The organism is Kitasatospora sp. NPDC001527, from assembly GCF_040298605.1.
Lineage (GTDB): Bacteria > Actinomycetota > Actinomycetes > Streptomycetales > Streptomycetaceae > Kitasatospora.
In genome coordinates, this window is record NZ_JBEPAM010000014.1 from 136,719 (window position 1) to 152,388 (window position 15,670).

Annotated in this window: 15 protein-coding genes; 5 read left to right on the forward strand and 10 right to left on the reverse strand. The window is 72.0% G+C overall.

Features of this window, described 5'->3' with window-relative positions; all coding sequences use genetic code 11:
- Nucleotides 1-42: 42 nt before the first annotated feature.
- On the reverse strand, nucleotides 43-789 hold the full coding sequence (locus ABT238_RS16930) for a TetR/AcrR family transcriptional regulator (RefSeq protein WP_350564219.1): 747 nt from the start codon (nucleotides 787-789) through the stop codon (nucleotides 43-45).
- 162 nt (nucleotides 790-951) lie between these two features.
- On the opposite strand from ABT238_RS16930, the gene ABT238_RS16935 reads away from it, so the two are divergent.
- Nucleotides 952-2,469, forward strand: a complete 1,518-nt coding sequence (locus ABT238_RS16935; RefSeq protein WP_350564221.1) for an MFS transporter — start codon at nucleotides 952-954, stop codon at nucleotides 2,467-2,469.
- 84 nt (nucleotides 2,470-2,553) lie between these two features.
- Here ABT238_RS16935 and ABT238_RS16940 read toward each other — a convergent pair whose 3' ends face one another.
- From ABT238_RS16940 to ABT238_RS16950, 3 genes are all read right to left on the reverse strand, one after another.
- Entirely contained in the window at nucleotides 2,554-3,231 is a 678-nt protein-coding gene (locus ABT238_RS16940) for a peptidase inhibitor family I36 protein (RefSeq protein WP_350761247.1), read from the reverse strand.
- Between the two features lie 115 nt (nucleotides 3,232-3,346).
- Nucleotides 3,347-4,378: a CU044_5270 family protein gene (locus ABT238_RS16945; protein WP_350564225.1), complete on the reverse strand. Its 1,032-nt coding sequence runs from the start codon at nucleotides 4,376-4,378 to the stop codon at nucleotides 3,347-3,349.
- Nucleotides 4,375-5,004 (reverse strand): RNA polymerase sigma factor, encoded by a 630-nt coding sequence (locus ABT238_RS16950; RefSeq protein ID WP_350564227.1) that lies wholly within the window; start codon nucleotides 5,002-5,004, stop codon nucleotides 4,375-4,377. Before ABT238_RS16950 ends, ABT238_RS16945 begins: the two co-directional genes overlap by 4 nt.
- Nucleotides 5,005-5,155: 151 nt before the next feature.
- Between ABT238_RS16950 and ABT238_RS16955 the strand changes: the two genes are divergently transcribed.
- Complete coding sequence (locus ABT238_RS16955; protein ID WP_350761270.1) at nucleotides 5,156-5,536, forward strand: hypothetical protein; 381 nt, start codon at nucleotides 5,156-5,158, stop codon at nucleotides 5,534-5,536.
- Entirely contained in the window at nucleotides 5,533-7,893 is a 2,361-nt protein-coding gene (locus tag ABT238_RS16960) for an ATP-binding protein (RefSeq protein ID WP_350761283.1), read from the forward strand. Before ABT238_RS16955 ends, ABT238_RS16960 begins: the two co-directional genes overlap by 4 nt.
- A 201-nt stretch (nucleotides 7,894-8,094) precedes the next feature.
- On the opposite strand, the gene ABT238_RS16965 is transcribed toward ABT238_RS16960, so the two are convergent.
- Complete coding sequence (locus tag ABT238_RS16965) at nucleotides 8,095-8,280, reverse strand: DUF397 domain-containing protein (protein ID WP_350564232.1); 186 nt, start codon at nucleotides 8,278-8,280, stop codon at nucleotides 8,095-8,097.
- Complete coding sequence (locus ABT238_RS16970; protein ID WP_350564234.1) at nucleotides 8,280-9,257, reverse strand: helix-turn-helix domain-containing protein; 978 nt, start codon at nucleotides 9,255-9,257, stop codon at nucleotides 8,280-8,282. The genes ABT238_RS16965 and ABT238_RS16970 overlap by 1 nt, the downstream gene beginning before the upstream one ends.
- Nucleotides 9,258-9,336: 79 nt before the next feature.
- On the opposite strand from ABT238_RS16970, the gene ABT238_RS16975 reads away from it, so the two are divergent.
- Together ABT238_RS16975 and ABT238_RS16980 are read left to right on the forward strand one after the other, a co-directional pair.
- Nucleotides 9,337-9,699: an ATP-binding protein gene (locus tag ABT238_RS16975; protein WP_350761305.1), complete on the forward strand. Its 363-nt coding sequence runs from the start codon at nucleotides 9,337-9,339 to the stop codon at nucleotides 9,697-9,699.
- A gap of 337 nt (nucleotides 9,700-10,036) precedes the next feature.
- Nucleotides 10,037-10,303, forward strand: coding sequence for a hypothetical protein (locus ABT238_RS16980; RefSeq protein WP_350761316.1), 267 nt, complete (start codon nucleotides 10,037-10,039; stop codon nucleotides 10,301-10,303).
- Here ABT238_RS16980 and ABT238_RS16985 read toward each other — a convergent pair.
- The 4 genes from ABT238_RS16985 to ABT238_RS17000 form a co-directional block, all read right to left on the reverse strand.
- Nucleotides 10,289-11,671 carry a carotenoid oxygenase family protein gene (locus tag ABT238_RS16985; protein WP_350761323.1) on the reverse strand — a complete coding sequence of 461 codons (1,383 nt, stop codon included), beginning with the start codon at nucleotides 11,669-11,671 and terminating at the stop codon, nucleotides 10,289-10,291. The genes ABT238_RS16980 and ABT238_RS16985 overlap by 15 nt on opposite strands.
- Entirely contained in the window at nucleotides 11,668-12,303 is a 636-nt protein-coding gene (locus tag ABT238_RS16990) for a TetR/AcrR family transcriptional regulator (protein ID WP_350761342.1), read from the reverse strand. Before ABT238_RS16990 ends, ABT238_RS16985 begins: the two co-directional genes overlap by 4 nt.
- A gap of 117 nt (nucleotides 12,304-12,420) precedes the next feature.
- A complete protein-coding gene (locus tag ABT238_RS16995; RefSeq protein WP_350761353.1) occupies nucleotides 12,421-13,713 on the reverse strand; it encodes a serine hydrolase domain-containing protein in 1,293 nt (430 codons plus the stop codon).
- Between the two features lie 212 nt (nucleotides 13,714-13,925).
- On the reverse strand, nucleotides 13,926-15,188 hold the full coding sequence (locus tag ABT238_RS17000) for a serine hydrolase domain-containing protein (protein WP_350761362.1): 1,263 nt from the start codon (nucleotides 15,186-15,188) through the stop codon (nucleotides 13,926-13,928).
- Nucleotides 15,189-15,670: the final 482 nt, after the last annotated feature.

A 15,670-nucleotide genomic window follows, 5' to 3' on the forward strand; every position in this document is an offset into this window, starting at 1 on the left:
GGAGCTGTTCAGGCCGCAGGGCCGTTCAGGCCGCCGGCTTGTTCAGGCCGCCGGCTCCTCCCGGCGGGGAAGCCGCAGGGCCAGGCCGTCGAGGATGACGTTCAGGCCGTAGGCGAACTTCTCGTCCCGCAGGGCGGCCGGGTTCACGACGGCGTTGGCCGCGGCGTCGGCGAAGGCGTCGGACAGGAACTCGTGCCCGGCCACCGCCTCCTGGGCGGAGGGCATCAGGTCGGCGACGAACTCGGCCTCGGTCTGCCCGCTGCGGATCACGGTGGTGAGGAAGGCGGCCTCGGTGGTGCTCATCCCGAGCACGTAGGAGAGCACCGTGTCGATGGCCCGCGAGGGCTCCGGGAAGCCGGCGGCCGCGAACAGCGCGGCCATCCGCTCGGAGACGGTGACCAGGTTGGGACCCAGGTAGACGAGTCCGGCCTGGCCGATGACGGATCCCAGCCAGCGGTGGCGCAGCGTGGTGGCCCGGAAGGCCTCGCAGGTCGCGGTGACGTCGGCCCGCCAGTCGGCGGCGCGGGGGTCCGGGACGGGGATCTCGCCGAAGGCCTCGTCCAGCGCGAGTTCGATCAGCTCGTCCTTGGTGGCGACGTGCCGGTAGAGGGAGGTCGCGCCGGCGTTGAGGCGGGCGCCGAGCTTGCGCATCGAGAGCGCCTCGACCCCGTCGGCGTCGAGCATGGCGATCGCCTCCCGGACGATCGCCTCCCGGCTGAGCGCGGGTGACTCGGGCTCGCGCTGCCGGCGGGCCCACACGGACGGGATCGGGTTCGTCTTGGCGGCCATCGGCCGGTCCTCCTCGCGTGAAGCGGTCTCAGAACATCCCTGCGTACACCGTTCGCAGGAAGCGTACAGGAAACAGGATTGCGCACACTGTTCCGCACTGCGTACAGTGTGCGCATCGACGGAACATCGTACGCATCGTCGTACTTCGGAGGGGAAAAAATCATGGAAGGCCGTAACCCGCGGCGCTGGTGGATCCTGATCGTGCTGTGCCTCAGCACGCTGGTCCTGGTGGTCGACAGCATGGCGCTGACCGTGGCGGTGCCGTCGATGACCGAGGACCTGAAGGCCACCGCACAGGACACGCAGTGGATCCTCGACTCCTACATCCTGGTCTTCGCCGGACTGCTGCTGACCTCCGGAAGTCTCGGCGACCGGTTCGGCCGGCGGAAGATCATGATCATCGGCCTGCTGCTCTTCGGAGCGGCCTCGCTGGCGGCGACGGTCTGCAGCAACCCCGGTGAGGTCATCGCGAGCCGGGTGGCGATGGGCGTCGGCGGCGCGCTGATCATGCCCTCGACCCTGTCGATCCTCATCACCGTCTTCGAGGAGGACGAGCGCGGCAAGGCCATGGCGGCCTGGGGCTCGGTCTCGATGCTCGGCCTGGTCGGCAGCCCGGTGCTCGGCGGCGTGCTGATCGACCACTTCTCCTGGCACTCGATCTTCTTCATCAACGTGCCGGTGGTGGTGCTGGCGATCACCGCCGCGCTGGTCCTGATGCCCGAGTCCAAGGGGCCGTGGCAGAAGCCGGACCCGCTGGGCGCGGTCCTCTCGGCGGTCGGCATGACCGCGCTGATCTGGTGGATCATCGAGATCCCGAAGCACGGCGCGTTCGGCGGCACCTCGCTGATCACCCTGGTGGTGGCGGTCGTCGCGCTCGGCGGCTTCGTGATCTGGCAGAACGTGGTGGCGGAGCCGATGGTGCCGCTGGTGCTGTTCAAGAAGCGCAACTTCAGCGGCGGCTCGCTCTCGCTGACCCTGGTCCAGATCGGCAACGGCGGTCTGCTGCTCGTCCTCACCCAGTACCTGCAGTTCGTGCTGGACTACTCACCGCTCAAGGCGGGCCTGGCCTTCGTGCCGATGGCGGTCGCCGCGCTGATCGGCAACGGTGCCGGCGCCGGTCTGACGGCCAAGGTCGGCTTCCGGCCGCTGGTCCTGGTCGGCATGGGGCTGATGGCCGGTTCGTTCGTCCTGCTCAGCACGGTCGACGCGGACACCGGCTTCACCGTCCCGGCGGTGGCGCTGGCCCTGCTCGGCCTGGGCGCCGGCCTCGCGATGCCGGCCGCCGTCGGCGCGCTGATGGGCGAGATCCCGCCGGAGAAGGCGGGCGTCGGCTCGGCCCTGAACGACACCATCCAGCAGGCGGGCACCGCGCTCGGCATCGCGATCCTCGGCTCGCTGCTGGCCAGCGGCTACGCCGACGAGATGCCGGCCGGCTCCTCCGAGGAGGCGAAGCAGTCGATCGTCGGCGCGCTGGCCGAGGCCGGGGCCAAGGGCGACGCGGGTCTGGCCCACGCGGCCCGGGAGGCGTTCACCTCGGCGATGTCCACCACCCTCACGGTGAGCGCGGCGGGCGTCCTGGCGGCGGCCCTGCTGGCGGCGGTGGTGCTGCGGAACAAGAAGGTGGGTGCCACCGAGGCCCCGGAGGCCCCGAAGGAGGACATCGCCGAGCTGGCGGTGTGACACCGGCGGGAGAACGCGACGAAGGCCGGCACCCCGGGGAGGGGGCCGGCCTTCGGGCGTCGGCGCGGGCACCGGGCGGGGCGGCTACAGGACGATGTAGTCCGCCTTGTCGTTCCAGTTGCCGCCGTACGGGTAGCTCAGGCCCGTGAAGTCGTAGCAGTTGCCGTTCCACAGGTAGACCGAGGGGTCCGGCTGCAGGGTGCGGTCGTCGTAGACCGTCAGGTCGCCGCCGGAGCGGAACACGCAGGCGGAGCTGGCCATGTCGCGGAACGACCAGTCGGAGAGGTACTTGGTGCCCGGCTGCGACCAGCGCAGCAGGGAGCCGGAGTAGTTGGCGTGTTCCCAGAGGCAGGCCCAGCCGGAGCCGCAGTCGGAGGTCGCCTGCGGCGACAGCACGACGTTGGCGGCCGCGGCCGGGGCGGCCGCCTTCGCGGCCTTCGTGGCCCGGGCGAGCGCCGGGTCGATGGTGGCGAGCGCCGCGTCGGCCTCGGCGACGCTGTCGTGGCAGTAGACGGCGCCGCCCGTCACCTCGGTGCAGACGCGGGCGCCGTCCCAGCCCTTGGCCAGGTCGATCTGCCGGCCCTTGTAGGTGGCGATCACCGGCTTGGACGGCGTTGCCTTCGTCGAGCCGGCGGGCTGCTGGGCGTCGGCGGACGGGGCCGCCGGTGCGGACGGCGCGGGTGTGGCCGTGGCCGCCGGGGCCGCCAGCGCGAGCGCGCCGGCGGCCGCGGTGGCGACGGCGAGCATGCGGAAGGAACGCACGGTCAACTTCTCCCCTGATGAGTCGTGGCAGGACTGTGCTGCCACGACCCAACGCCGGATCAGCCGTTCGCACAATAGTTCCGACAAGGACCGGTCAATGGCTGACCGAATTGGCTCAATGGCTTGATTCTGCGGCCTCCGCGGGCGCCGCCTCGCCGGGGGCGCCGACGATGCCCTGGGCGAGGACGGCGGTGGACGCCACGTCCTCGCCCGTCCTGCCCCACGGGCCGTCCTGGAGCAGGACGGTGCGGGTGCCGAGCAGCCGCAGCGTCGCCCGGTCGAAGATCCACTCGAAGCGTCGGCCGTCGTTCACCCGGGCCACCGCCACCCCGCGCCGTCCGGTGGCGTCGACCGCGTCGTCCACGGCCACCACCCCGGGGATGCGGGCGGCGGCGCGGTAGAGCGCCGAGCCCACCTGGGGCGGGACGACCGAGTCGCGCAGGAGGTCCCCGATGGTGACGAAGGCCTCGTGGTCCGCTCCGGCGGTCGACGCCGAACCGGGACCGTGGTTCGGCCGGGCGTCGGTGTAGATCAGCTTCAGCAGGGTGTCGGGATCGGTCGGCAGATTGGCCAGCAGACGGTAGGTGGGGGAGTTCAGCGAGCCGCCGTGGGCGACGGCGGGGAGCTGGGCGTCGGCGCCGTCGCGGCGCTGGAGGCCGGCGCGGCTGCCGTCCACGGCGGTCCAGCGCTCGGTGGTGGCGGTGATGGGGGCGGGCGCCATGGCGCCGTCGGAGGCCTCGGAGAGCGTGGTGGTGTGGGAGACCGTCCGCAGATAGGTGAACTGGTCGTCCCGGGCGGGGCGCTGGGGCTGGCTGTAGGCGACCTTGGCGATCCGGTCGAGGAGTTCGACGGAGGCGGCGGTGGCGGGCGGCGGCGGGTCCTGCGAGGAGGAGGTGTCGGGGGCGAGGGTGACGGCCGTGATGGCGGCGGCGGTGGCGACGGCGGCCACCACGGCCAGGCCGCGCCAGCGGGCGGTGAGGGCGGAGAAGGGGCGCGGCCGGGCGAACTCGGCGAGGAGGACGTCACGGCGGGCGGCGAGCTGCGAGGGGGAGGGTTCCGGGTGGGGCGGCGGGGGGAGCAGCCGGGCGAGTTCACGGCGCTCGCTGTGCTCGTTCCACTCGGAGTGGTCGGTGCGTGTGTTGCTCATGGCCGCCTTTCCTGGTGGTGGCCCACGGGCTGATGGCTGATGGCGAGGCCGGAGGGAGCCGGGGCGACCGAGGAGGCCCGGCGTGGTGCGGGCGGATCCTCGGCGTCCACGATCCGGCGGAGCTTGTCCCGGACGCGCGAGAGCCGGGAGCGGACGGTGCCGACGGGTATGCCCAGGGCCTGGGCGGCCTCGGCGTAGCCGAGCCCGGACCAGACGACGAGCGTGAACACCTCGCGCTCCGGACCGCCGAGCTGGTCGAGCGCGCGCACGGCGGCCGCGGCCGTGCCGGCGTCGGTGATCCGGCTGACGACCTCGTCGGCGAAGTCGGGGATCGGGTCGCGCCGGGGCAGCCGGGACATCGCGTCCCGGTGCCGGCGCGCGGTGCGGGCGGTGTTGCGGAGCACGTTGGTGGCGATGGCCAGCAGCCAGGCGCGGGGGTGCAGGACCTCGTCGCGGAGCTTCCTACGGAGCCGCCAGGCTTCGAGGAAGGTGAGGGAGACGATGTCGTCCGCGAGGTCGCGGTCCCCGGTGGATCTGTACGCGTGCGCGAAGACCGTGCGAGCGTGCTGATCGTAGAGCTCGGCGAAGAGCTGCCGCTCGCCGGCCTGCGTCTGCTTACTGGACAAGGAGGACTCCACGCAGAACTGGTGTCCGCAGGGCGGAGGTGGTTCCAGGGAAGTTCGAGGATGCCGACCTGCGGTCTCGGGGATGGAATGATATTCGGTCACAAGGAATGCCCGAGCTCGGGAGTTGGGGGTGGCGCGGGTGCGCCGGTGGATGTGGTGGACCGTGGCCGCGGTCTGCGGGGCGGCGGGGGTCGGCCTGGTGGCCGTCGCGGTGCTGGGGGAGCTGGAGGGCGCGGACAAGATCGCGAGCGTGACCGGTGCGGTCGTCGCGCTGGCCGGCGTTCCGCTGACCCTGCTCGCACTGCGGCGGTCCGCGGGGCCTGCCGCGCCGGGCGGGAACGTGCGGGAGGTGCGGGTGCGGGCCGCGGAGGGCGGCATCGCCGCGGCCGGCAGCATCACCGCGGCCGGCGCTGCTCCCGGGGGCGGGGTCGTGGACGGGGTCGACAAGCGTGAGGTGCGCGCCACCGGGCCCGGCTCGATCGCCGCCGGCGGGGACATCGTCGGCATCGACCTGAGCGGGCGGCGCTCGTGACGCGTGAACTGCCCTGGAAGAAGCCGCGCGCCGGGCAGCCGGTCACCGGGCGGGAGGTCGCGGCCTCCGGGGAGGGCGCGGTCGGTGCGGGTGGTGACATCGCCCATGCCGCACTCGGTGAGCAGAGCACTGTCGAGCACACCGAGCTGCGGGCCGACGGCACCGGAAGGATCCACCAGGCCGGCCGGGACATCCATGTCCACGAGCACCACCACGCGCCGCTGCCCGCTGCCGTGCAGTCGGCGTTGGCTCCTCCTCCAGCCGTCCCGGCGGGCTTCACCGGCCGGAGCGAGGAGTTGGAGGAACTACTCGACCTGCTGCGTCCGGTTGCCGACCCGGAGCCGGTGGTGGTGGCGTCGGTGCTGGGCATGGGCGGGATGGGCAAGACCACCCTGGCCCTCGCCGTCGCCCACGCGGCGATCGAGCGGGGCCTGTTCAGTGGGGTGCTGTTCCTGGACCTGCACGGCTACGACGACACCACTCTCGACGCCGACCAGGTTCTCGATGCCGCCCTGCGCGCCCTGGGAACCGATCCCGAGCGGATCCCGCCGGGGGCCGACCAGCGTGCCGCCTACTATCGCGCCCAACTGGCCGTGCGGGAGCAGGCCGGGGAACGCGTCCTCGTCCTCGCCGACAACGCCAACGCCGCCGAACAGGTGCGGCACCTCGTCCCCGGTGCCGGTCCGCACCGGCTGCTGGTGACCTCCCGCGACGACTTCACCGCCGCACTCGGTGCCCGGCTGGTGGACCTGGACGTGCTTGACCCCGAACAGTCCGTCGCCCTCATGGCCGCCGCCCTGCGCCGCACCTTGCCCAAGGACCGGCGGATCGTCGACGACCCCGACGGCGCGGCCCGGGTCGCCGAACTGTGCGGCCACCTGCCGCTCGCCTTGCAGATCGCCGCCGCCCAGCTGGTCGCCGAGAAGGGGCTGAAGCCGAGTCGGCTCGCCGACGACATGCATGACCTGGGCGAGCGCCTCGACGTGCTGGAGGACGGCCCACGGGCCGTACGCGCCGTGCTGGAACGTTCCTATAAGCGGCTGTCCCTGCCCCACGCCGAGTTGTTCCGCCTCCTCGCGGTCAACCCGGGACCGGACCTGTCCACCGAGACGGCCGCTGCGGTCACCAGCATCAGCAAGCTCAGGGACGTCCGGGCCCGTCTCGTCGCACTCTCCAAGGCCAGCTTGATCCGCCAGGACCCCGACACCGGGCGCTGGCACATGCACGACCTGGTGCGCGCCTACGCCGGCGAACAAGCCGCTCGACACCCCGCCCACACCGCCACTGCTCTGCAACGCCTCCTGGACCACTACACCTTCACCACCCACGAGGCGGAGGCACGCGTGAATCCGGTCGAGCACGGTGTCGGCGTGGGACAGCAATTCAGCGGCCGGGCAGAGGCGCTGGCATGGCTGGCCGCCGAGCGCGCCAACCTTGTCGCCGCCGTCCATACCGCCCACGCCGCAGGTCGCTACGAAACCGCCCAACACCTCACCTCCCACCTCAGCTTCTACCTCAACCTGCGTCGCCGCCTCGACGACCACCTGGACATCGCCAGAATCGCTCTGGCCGCAGCACACGACAGCCGTGACCCTCGCGGGGAGGCCAGCGCGTGGATCGAGCTCGGTCTCGCACTGCAGGCCTTGCGGCGATTCGAGGAGGCCGAGGCGGCCCATCGCACCGCTCTTACCCAGCACCAGAGCCTTGGCGACCACCAAGGGGAAGCCACTGCGCGGAGCAACATCGGCAACGTGCTCTGGGCGTTGCGGCGATTCGAGGAGGCCGAGGCGGCCCACCGCACCACCCTCTCCCAGTACCAGGCTCTCGGCGACCACCACGGCGAAGCCGTCGCCTGGGATGATCTCGGCGTCGTGCTGCAGGCGTTGCGGCGATTCGAGGAGGCCGAGGCGGCCCATCGCACCGCTCTGACCCGCCATCAGGACCTCGGCGACCATCACCGGGAAGCCACCGCCTGGAACAACCTCGGCGTCGTGCTGCAGGCGTTGCGGCGATTCGAGGAGGCCGAGGCGGCCCATCGCACCGCTCTGACCCGGCACCAGGACCTCGGCGACCATCACCGGGAAGCCATCGCCTGGAACAACCTCGGCACCACACTGCGGAGTCGAGGGGCGATGGTCGAGGCGATTGACGCCGGCGAGCGGGCCGTCGGCTTGTTCGAGAACCTGGACGACCGGCATCGGCTGGGCGCGGCATCCGACGAACTCGCCGACACCCTCCTCGCCGCCCAGCGGCCCGCCGCCGAGGTGCGGGCCATGCGAGAGGCCTCGGCAGCGGCATACCGGGCATGCGGCGCCGTGGAGGAAGCCGAGAAGGCGCTGAGCAAGGCCGACGAGTAGTCGCCCCGGTCCGAGCAGTCCAAGGGACCGCGTCGATCCGACACACACAACGGAGACCGGAGAAGCACCGGTGGCGGGACAGGGAGATGCGGCATGGTGGCGGCGGAAAAGGGCTGTGGAGGCCAGAGCATGCCGGCGTGCTAACTGAACCCGGGCCGCGCCCTTCGCTGCTCAGCGAAGGGCGCGGTTGGAAGATCAGCGTCAGGCGTTGAATTCGCCGATCTGGATGCCGGCCACGAGGTCACGCCATTCCGTGACGGTCAGCCGGGCTATGGAGGAGGGGTGGAGACTGCTCCGGACATAGACGCCGTCATCGGTGATGGCCACCTCCGGGCAGTTGTTGGCGTTCGCGCACGACGACGGTCGTGCCCACGAGAGTTCCTCCATCAGAGCTCCTTCTTGATCTTTGAAATCAGGTCGCGAGAACCGTCCACGGAGAGCGACCGTTCGGTCATCACCTTCATGAGTCCGCGGTACTTCTCCAGATGCTCCGTCGTGTGCAGGAACGTCGGACCTTCGACAGTGTCGTACTGCACGGTGTCGAGGCGCGGAACCGGGCCGTTCATGTAGATCAGGGCTTGCCCGGATCCCATGAAGCCCCCGGAGTCGAAGCTGATGACGCGAAGCGTGATGTGCGAACGCTCCGACAGTTCCAGCATCCAGTTCAGCTGTTCCCGCAGCACCTCGCGTCCGCCGAACTGCATGCGGAGCGCGGCCTCGTGCACGATCGCGGTATAGGGCGCCGCGCCTTCTGACATCAGGATATCGGCCCGGCGCATGCGATGCTCAACGCGCGTTTCGACTATGCGCGGAGTCAGTGGAGTTTGGGCATTCCGGAAGATTGCCCTGCTGTACCGCTCGGACTGCATGGGGCCCGGCGGATGGCAGATCTGATAGGACTGCATCGCCTTTGCGTAGTACTCCTGCTCGGCAAGGTCGAGGAATCCGAGCGGTACGGCTCCCCGGTATTCCTCCCACCACCCCTTGGAGCGATCACCCGCCATCGTCGCGAGCGCCGAGACGAACGCATCGTCGGTCTCGCCGTACTTGCGGGCAAGCGCGGTGACTCTCTCCGGTGTCACCGCGTAGAGGGCCTGCTCGATCAGCGTGATCTTTGTGCGGTCCACGCCGAGGACCGTGGAGGCCTCGGCGGTGGTCGTGCCGGCGGCATCTCGCATCTTCCGTAGCTCGATGCCGACCCGCTGCCTTCGTGCACTTGGGGTAGGTGGCATGCGCCCAAGCATCCACCGTGAGCGTTGCACGAGTCCAGCCGCGATTGGCGGTACAAATACCGACTCCGGTGGTACATGTACCGCTTGATGCTCTACAGTCTGTGACGCACCGCTCACCGGACGGATTGTCATCAATCTCCCTCAACCGGGCAGTTGGCACCCTCATGCCTCCCTCCGGTGCGCCCCCACCTACACCGCTGGGAGTGTCCCCATGTGTAACCGCAACACCCCCTCCCTCACCGTCGCCCGAGAGACCCTCCGGTCGTCCATGGACCTCGCCGGCTTCCTCCCCGACGCCGTCGCGGACGCCGAACTCGCCCTCGTCGAGCTCATCGTCAACGCCTGGCGCCACGGCCGGACGATCGCGCCGGTCGTCGTCGTCCGCATCCTCGACCGGACGCTCCGCGTCTCGGTCGGCGACGACTCCTCCGACCTCCCCGTCCCTCTCACCCCGGCCGGGCTCGCCGAGTCCGGCCGGGGGCTCCAGCTCGTCCAGGGCCTCACCCACCGCTGGGGCGCCGAACCCCAGAAGCGCGGCAAGCTGGTCTGGTTCGAGCTCGACGCCGCCGCGTGACCGTGCTCGGCCTCCTGGCGCTCATCATCACGGCGGCCGTCGTCGGCGCCGTCTGCCGGCTCCGCTCGGACTTCCTCCACGAGCGCCAACGCGACCGCGATCACCGCATACCCGAGTAGGCCCGGCGGGCGGGCGCGTCCGACCTGACCGGCTGCCCGGTCGGTCAGGTCGGACGCCAGTGCCGGGGACGTTGCCCCGCCATCGCCGCCGCAGGGGTGGGCGAGGATGGCGACGGCCCCGGCCCGATCATCGTCTCGGTGCCGAACTGCCGCCGTCCATCTGCCGATCGGCGGGTCGTCGCTCCTCCTGTGAGCGCAGCCTGGCTTCGGCGATCACCGTGCTGCTGCGGTCCCGCCGTGGAAAGCGCCGCGAAGTACGCCATCCCAGCCGTCGCCTTGGCGTTCCTGCGACCGGCGACCTTTGGGAGATCACGAACGGCACCTGGGAGGCTTCCTGGGAGACGGATGCCGGATACCAGGTACACATCGACGTCGTCGGCCCGAAGAAGTGTCACATCACGCTGGCGAACGCGGTCGAGGAGGACGGAAAGCACACCCTCACGTCCAGCCGCATCGCTACCGAGTGGACGCTAGTGCGTGCCTGACCTATCGTCCGGCACCCAGTTGCCGTGCAGGCCGAGCGGTACCCGCGCCGGCAGGTGGATGCGGGCGACCGGTTCGCCGGTGAAGTCCTGGGCGGCGAGGATCACCAGGTCGGCGGCGCCGCGCTCCGGATCGTGGACGTAGGCCATCACATAGCCGTCGTCCTCCGCGGTCGGGTGCTCGGCGGCCACGAACACCCCCTCGCCCACGGCCCCGAACCGCCCGAACTCGTGCGCCTCGGTGGTGCCGCGCAGCAGGTCGTGCTTCAGCAGCGCACTGCTGAAGCCCTCGTCCGGCCGGTTGTCCTCGGGCCCGGCGGGCGGCGCGTACAGCTCGACGGCGGCGGCGTAGCCGTACCGGTACGGCTGCCCGGTGTGCCGGGGGTTGAGCCGGGGGAACTCCTGGATGCGGTCGTCGAGGCGTTCCTCCCGCACCCGGCCGGCCGTGAGGTCGACCGTCCAGCGGTCCAGGGTCGGGCGGCTGGTGCCGAAGTCCCGGATCGCGAAGCCCTCGGGGTGGCGGACGATGTCCACGACGACCTCCGCCCCGCGCTGGTGGGCGTTGAGGGTGTGGCCGACGAGGCCCGGCGCGACCTCGAACCACCGCACCTCGCCGCCCTCCCGGGACATCACGCCCACCCGGGCCCGGTGGCCGTCGTCCCAGACGAACGGCACGCCGGTGCCCAGGTGCGCGGCGCTGAAGACCACGGGCGCGTCGTAGAGGACGACGTAGTCCTCGGTCAGCGCGAAGTCGTGCATGTACGGGCTGCCCGGCGTGGGAACGGTCGTGACGCGGCGGACGGTACCGGTGTCGTCCATGACGATGTGCTGCACGGCCTCGGCGCCGTAGCGGAAGGCCACCGAGTGCAGTTCACGGGCGCGCGGATCGAACACGGAGTGCGCGTTGGCGGTGTAGCCCTCGGGCGTCCCGCCGAGGTCGCAGGCGCCCACCGTGTCCAGCTCGTACGTCAGCTCGTACGGCTTCAGCCCGCCCTCGATGAGCGCGAAGGTGCGGCCGTCCAGCCCGGCGACCTGCACGTTCGGCGCGAAGTCCATGCGCTCGTCGACGGGGGCGCCGCGGCGCGGCTCACCGAGCCAGTCGGCGACGGAGGCGGACCGGACCCAGCGGTTGCGGTACCACTCGGCGCGGCCGTCGCGGATGCGGACGCCGTGCACCATGCCCTCGCCGAGCGTCCAGATGTGCGCGGCCGGGTCCTCGACGCCGAGCGGGTTGGGGCCGATGCGCAGGTAGCGGCCGCTGAGGTGGGCGGGTATCCGGCCGGTGACGGGGAGGTCGTGGGCGGTGACCTCCTCGGTAACGGGGGCGAAGCTGCCCGACAGGTAGCGGTTGGTGCGTGCGGGGGCGGTCATGCGGTCGGTCCTCCGTCCGGCCCGGGGGCGTCGGCGAGGAAGGCCCGGCCGACCGCCGCCATCAGCGCCGTGAAGCGGCGGTCCGCGGTGTCGGGCGGGAAGTGGCCGGCGAGTTCGAGGCTGACCGCGCCGTGTGCGGCGGCCCAGAGCAGCTTGGAGATCTCGTACGGGTCGCCGGGGCGGAAGACACCGGCGGTGATGCACGCTCCGACGGCGGCCACGGAGGTCTCGAACGCGGTCTCGGCGGAGGCGAGGGATTCGGCGCTCGGACGGTAGCCGGGGATGGCCTGCTCGAACATGACGCGGTAGTAGGCGGGTTCGGCCAGGGCGTGCTGCCGGTACGCGGCGCCGAGGTCGTTGAGGTGGGTCAGCGGGTCGTCGGTGAGCCGGGTCTGCTCCTGGGCGCGGCGCAGCCGGGCGAAGCCTTCCCGGTACAGGGCGTCGGCGAGCCCTTCCTTGGCGCCGAACATGGTGTAGAGGACCTTCGTCGACGCGCCGATCTCGGCGGCGACCCGCCGCATGGTCAGTGCGGCGGGGCCGTCGGCGATGAGGAGGCCGATCGCGCAGTCGAGGACGGCGGCGCGGGCCGATTCCTGGCCGCGCTGTAACGCGGCCTGGTAGATCGTGTTCATGGGTAACAGCGTAACCATGGAGAAACGCTGTTACCACCCCTTGGCGGAACCAGGGTTGACGGACCGTCCGCAGAGGGCCGGCGCCGACGTGCGGTCGGCGCCGGCCCTGGAGGGCGCTCAGCGCGCGGCGCCCACCGCGCTCGGGTTCCGCAGCGCCGAGAGCCCGGCGCGCGCGTCCGCCCCCGCCGGGGCCGAGGTGCCGCACAGGGTCTTGATCGCCACGTCGACGACCGCCGCGTCGAGGCCCGACGGGTCCGTGCCCTCGTACGGGTTGTACGACAGCGCGACCTGCCGCTTCCCGTCCGCCGTGCCGAACAGCAGGGTGCCCCAGCCCGGGATGCCGCCGTCGTGGCCCCACAGCGGGCCGCAGCCGAAGTCGGCCTGGGCCACGCCGAGTCCGTAGAACGAGTGGCCCGATCCGGTCGGCACCGTCCGCTTGAGCTCGGCCTGCTCGGCCGGCCGCAGCAGCTTGCCGCCGAACAGGGCGGCGTGGAAGCGGTTGAGGTCGGCGGTGGTGGAGATGCCGTTGCCCGCCGCGTCGGCGACGGACGGGTTGAGCCGGGTGATGTCCGCCGGACCCTCCGCCAGCTTGGCGTAGGCGTGGGTGTGCGGGCCGCGCACGCCGGTCTCGGAGCGGGGGAACACCGTGTCGTCGAGGTGCAGCGGTTTGACGATCCGGCGCTCGACCTCGCGCTGCCAGCTGTTCCCGGTCAGTTTCCTGATCAGCATCCCGGCGAGGACGTAGTTGGTGTTCGAGTACTTCCAGCCCTCGCCCGGCGCGAAGTACGGCGGGTGGGCGAAGCCGACGGCGATCAGCTGCTCCGGCCGGTAGTCCTGCCAGCGGCTCGCCCCGTGGACCCAGTCGCGCAGGCTCGCCTCGTCCCGGTAGAAGAACTGCGGGTCCTCCAGGTAGTCGAACAACCCGCTGGTGTGGTTGAGCAGTTGGCGCACGCTGATCGCCCCGCCGTTCGGGACGACGCCCGGCAGGTAGCGCTCCACCGGGTCGTCCAGCCGCAGCTTGCCCTCGGCGACCAGTTGGAGCGCGACCGTGGACACGAAGGTCTTGGTGACGCTGCCGATCCGGAACCGGCCGTCCGGCCTGACCGGCTGCCCGGTGGTCAGGTCGGCCGTGCCGGCCGCGCCGCGCCAGATCCGGCGGCCGTCCTGCCGGACCTCGGCGAACGCGGCCGTCGAGGAGCCGTCCGCGATGAACGCCTGCAGCTCGGCCTGGGCGTCGACGCCGCCCTTGCGGTCCTCGCTCCGCGCGGGCGCGGTGGGCGTGGCGGGCGCGGCCGCCATCGCCGCCGCCGGGGCGAGCGTGACGACCGTCGCCCCGGCCAGTGCGACGGCGGCCAGCCGCACGCCCAACCGGCCGAGTCTGCGCGGTGCGTGAGCCTGAACGAACGCCATGGTGAACCAGCCTCCCCGGCCCGTGCGTCGGGCCCTCGCCGCTCAGACTCGCACCCGCCCCACCTGCCCCGCGTCGTCCTCCGGACGGCCTCGTGGGCCCCCGCGGTCCACCGCCGGTATCCCGGGACCCGGCCGAACGGCGGGGGTGGCACGCAGGCCAATCGGCGTCACCGGGCTTGACACCGCACCCTCCCCGCCGTCCGGCGGGTCGCTCAACGCACGAAGGTGAAGGCCGAGTTCGCCGTGGCGCCCGTGGCGCCGGGCGTGCCGGAGCCGCAGGACGCGTTCACGATGAAGGCGTTCAGCGTGGTGAAGGTCTCCTCGGTCTCGGCCCCCTGCGAGAGGGTGAAGGAGAGCGAGAACTGCCGGGTGCCGTCCTTCGGCCCGAGCCACACCGTGTTGTAGCCCGGTATCCCGCCGGTGTGGCCCCAGACCTCGCCGCAGGGCAGGTCGTACCGGATCAGGCCCAGCCCGTAGTGCGCGCCGATCATCGGCGCCGGGACGGCCGTGGTCATCTCCGCGAACCGGGCCGCCGACAGCAGCCTGCCGCCGAACAGGGCGGCGTGGAAGCGGTTGAGGTCGGCGGTGGTGGAGATGCCGTCGCCGGCCGCGTCGCCGAAGCTCGGATTGATCAGTGTGAGGTCGGCCAGGCCCTCCGGCAGCTTGGCGTACCCGTGCGCGTGCGGGCCGGGTATGCCCGGCCGGGCGCCCGCGAACACCGTGTTGTCGAGGTGCAGCGGCTTGACGATCCGTTGGTCCACCTCGCTGCGCCAGTTGTGCCCGGTGACCTTGCGGACCACCTCGCCGATGAGGACGTAGTTGGTGTTCGAGTAGTGCCAGCCCTGCCCGGGCGGGAAGTACGGCGTCCCGTGCACGCCGACCTCGATCAGCTGCGCCGGGCTCCAGGTCGTCCAGCGGCGGTCGGCGAGGTAGCTGCGCAGGCTGGCCTCGTCCTGGTAGAGGAAGCGCGGGTCCTCCAGGTAGTCGTACAAGCCGCTGGTGTGGTTGAGCAGTTGGCGCAGGGTGATCGTGCCGCCGTTCGGGACGACGCCCGGCAGGTAGCGCTCCACCGGGTCGTCCAGCCGGAGCTTCCCCTCGTCGACGAGCTGCAGCACGACCGTGGAGACGAAGGTCTTGGTGACGCTGCCGATCCGGAACCGGCCGTCGGCGCGCGGCGGTCGCGGCGAGTCGAGGTCGTTGACCCCGGCGGCGTCGCGCCAGACCCGGCGGCCGTTCTCGCGCGCCTCGCCGAGCGCGGCCGTCGAGGAGCCGCGCTCGACGATGGCCCGCAGCTCGGGGCTCAGGTCGACCCGCGCGGCGGCGCCGGCCGACGCGGTGGCGGGAGCGCTCCCGCCGTCGGCCGCCACGGCCGCCGTCGGGGCGAGCGCGAGGACGGTGGCGCCGGCCAGCGCGGCGGCGGCGAGCCGCACGGCGCGGGTGGCAGAGGTGGCAGGGGTGGTGCGGGTGACGTTCACGGTGATCCCTCCCCGGGCCCGAACTCCGGGCCCCTGAGGCCAAGTTCGCACATGTTGGGGTCATCCGCGTCGTCCTCCGGAGCGGCCCCGGCGGCCCTCCGGGGTATGGCACGACCCGGCCGAACGGCGGGGGTGGCGGGAAGGCGGATCGGCATCACCGGGGTTGACGGCGCCCGCCGGTGGACGTCGCCGTGGCGGCCGGGGCGACGTTCGGTCAGGTGTCGAGGCCGCCTTCGGGAGCGGCGGCGGAGTGCCCGTACGGTTCGCCCTCGGTTCGGGCGACGGGCTCCCGGCCGTACGGGCGGAGCGACGGCGGGGTCGGCCAACGGCAGGTCCCGGCCGAACGCCGTTCACGCGGCCCGGTGCGGCGAGGACGGCTGCCGCCCGGCGCACGGCCTCTCGCTCTCCTCGTTCGCGCCCGGCAACGTGGCCACCGGTGGCATGGGCGGCGTGCTCGGCCTGTCCTTCGCGGCGTTCGTCGG

Coding starts and splice junctions, on each gene's coding strand:
- ABT238_RS16930 (WP_350564219.1), bottom strand. CDS start 789: ATGGCCGCCAAGACGAACCCGATCCCGTCCGTGTGGGCCCGCCGGCAG.
- ABT238_RS16935 (WP_350564221.1), top strand. CDS start 952: ATGGAAGGCCGTAACCCGCGGCGCTGGTGGATCCTGATCGTGCTGTGC.
- ABT238_RS16945 (WP_350564225.1), bottom strand. CDS start 4,378: ATGAGCAACACACGCACCGACCACTCCGAGTGGAACGAGCACAGCGAG.
- ABT238_RS16955 (WP_350761270.1), top strand. CDS start 5,156: ATGTGGTGGACCGTGGCCGCGGTCTGCGGGGCGGCGGGGGTCGGCCTG.
- ABT238_RS16965 (WP_350564232.1), bottom strand. CDS start 8,280: ATGGAGGAACTCTCGTGGGCACGACCGTCGTCGTGCGCGAACGCCAAC.
- ABT238_RS16970 (WP_350564234.1), bottom strand. CDS start 9,257: ATGACAATCCGTCCGGTGAGCGGTGCGTCACAGACTGTAGAGCATCAA.
- ABT238_RS16975 (WP_350761305.1), top strand. CDS start 9,337: ATGTGTAACCGCAACACCCCCTCCCTCACCGTCGCCCGAGAGACCCTC.
- ABT238_RS16985 (WP_350761323.1), bottom strand. CDS start 11,671: ATGACCGCCCCCGCACGCACCAACCGCTACCTGTCGGGCAGCTTCGCC.
- ABT238_RS16990 (WP_350761342.1), bottom strand. CDS start 12,303: ATGAACACGATCTACCAGGCCGCGTTACAGCGCGGCCAGGAATCGGCC.
- ABT238_RS16995 (WP_350761353.1), bottom strand. CDS start 13,713: ATGGCGTTCGTTCAGGCTCACGCACCGCGCAGACTCGGCCGGTTGGGC.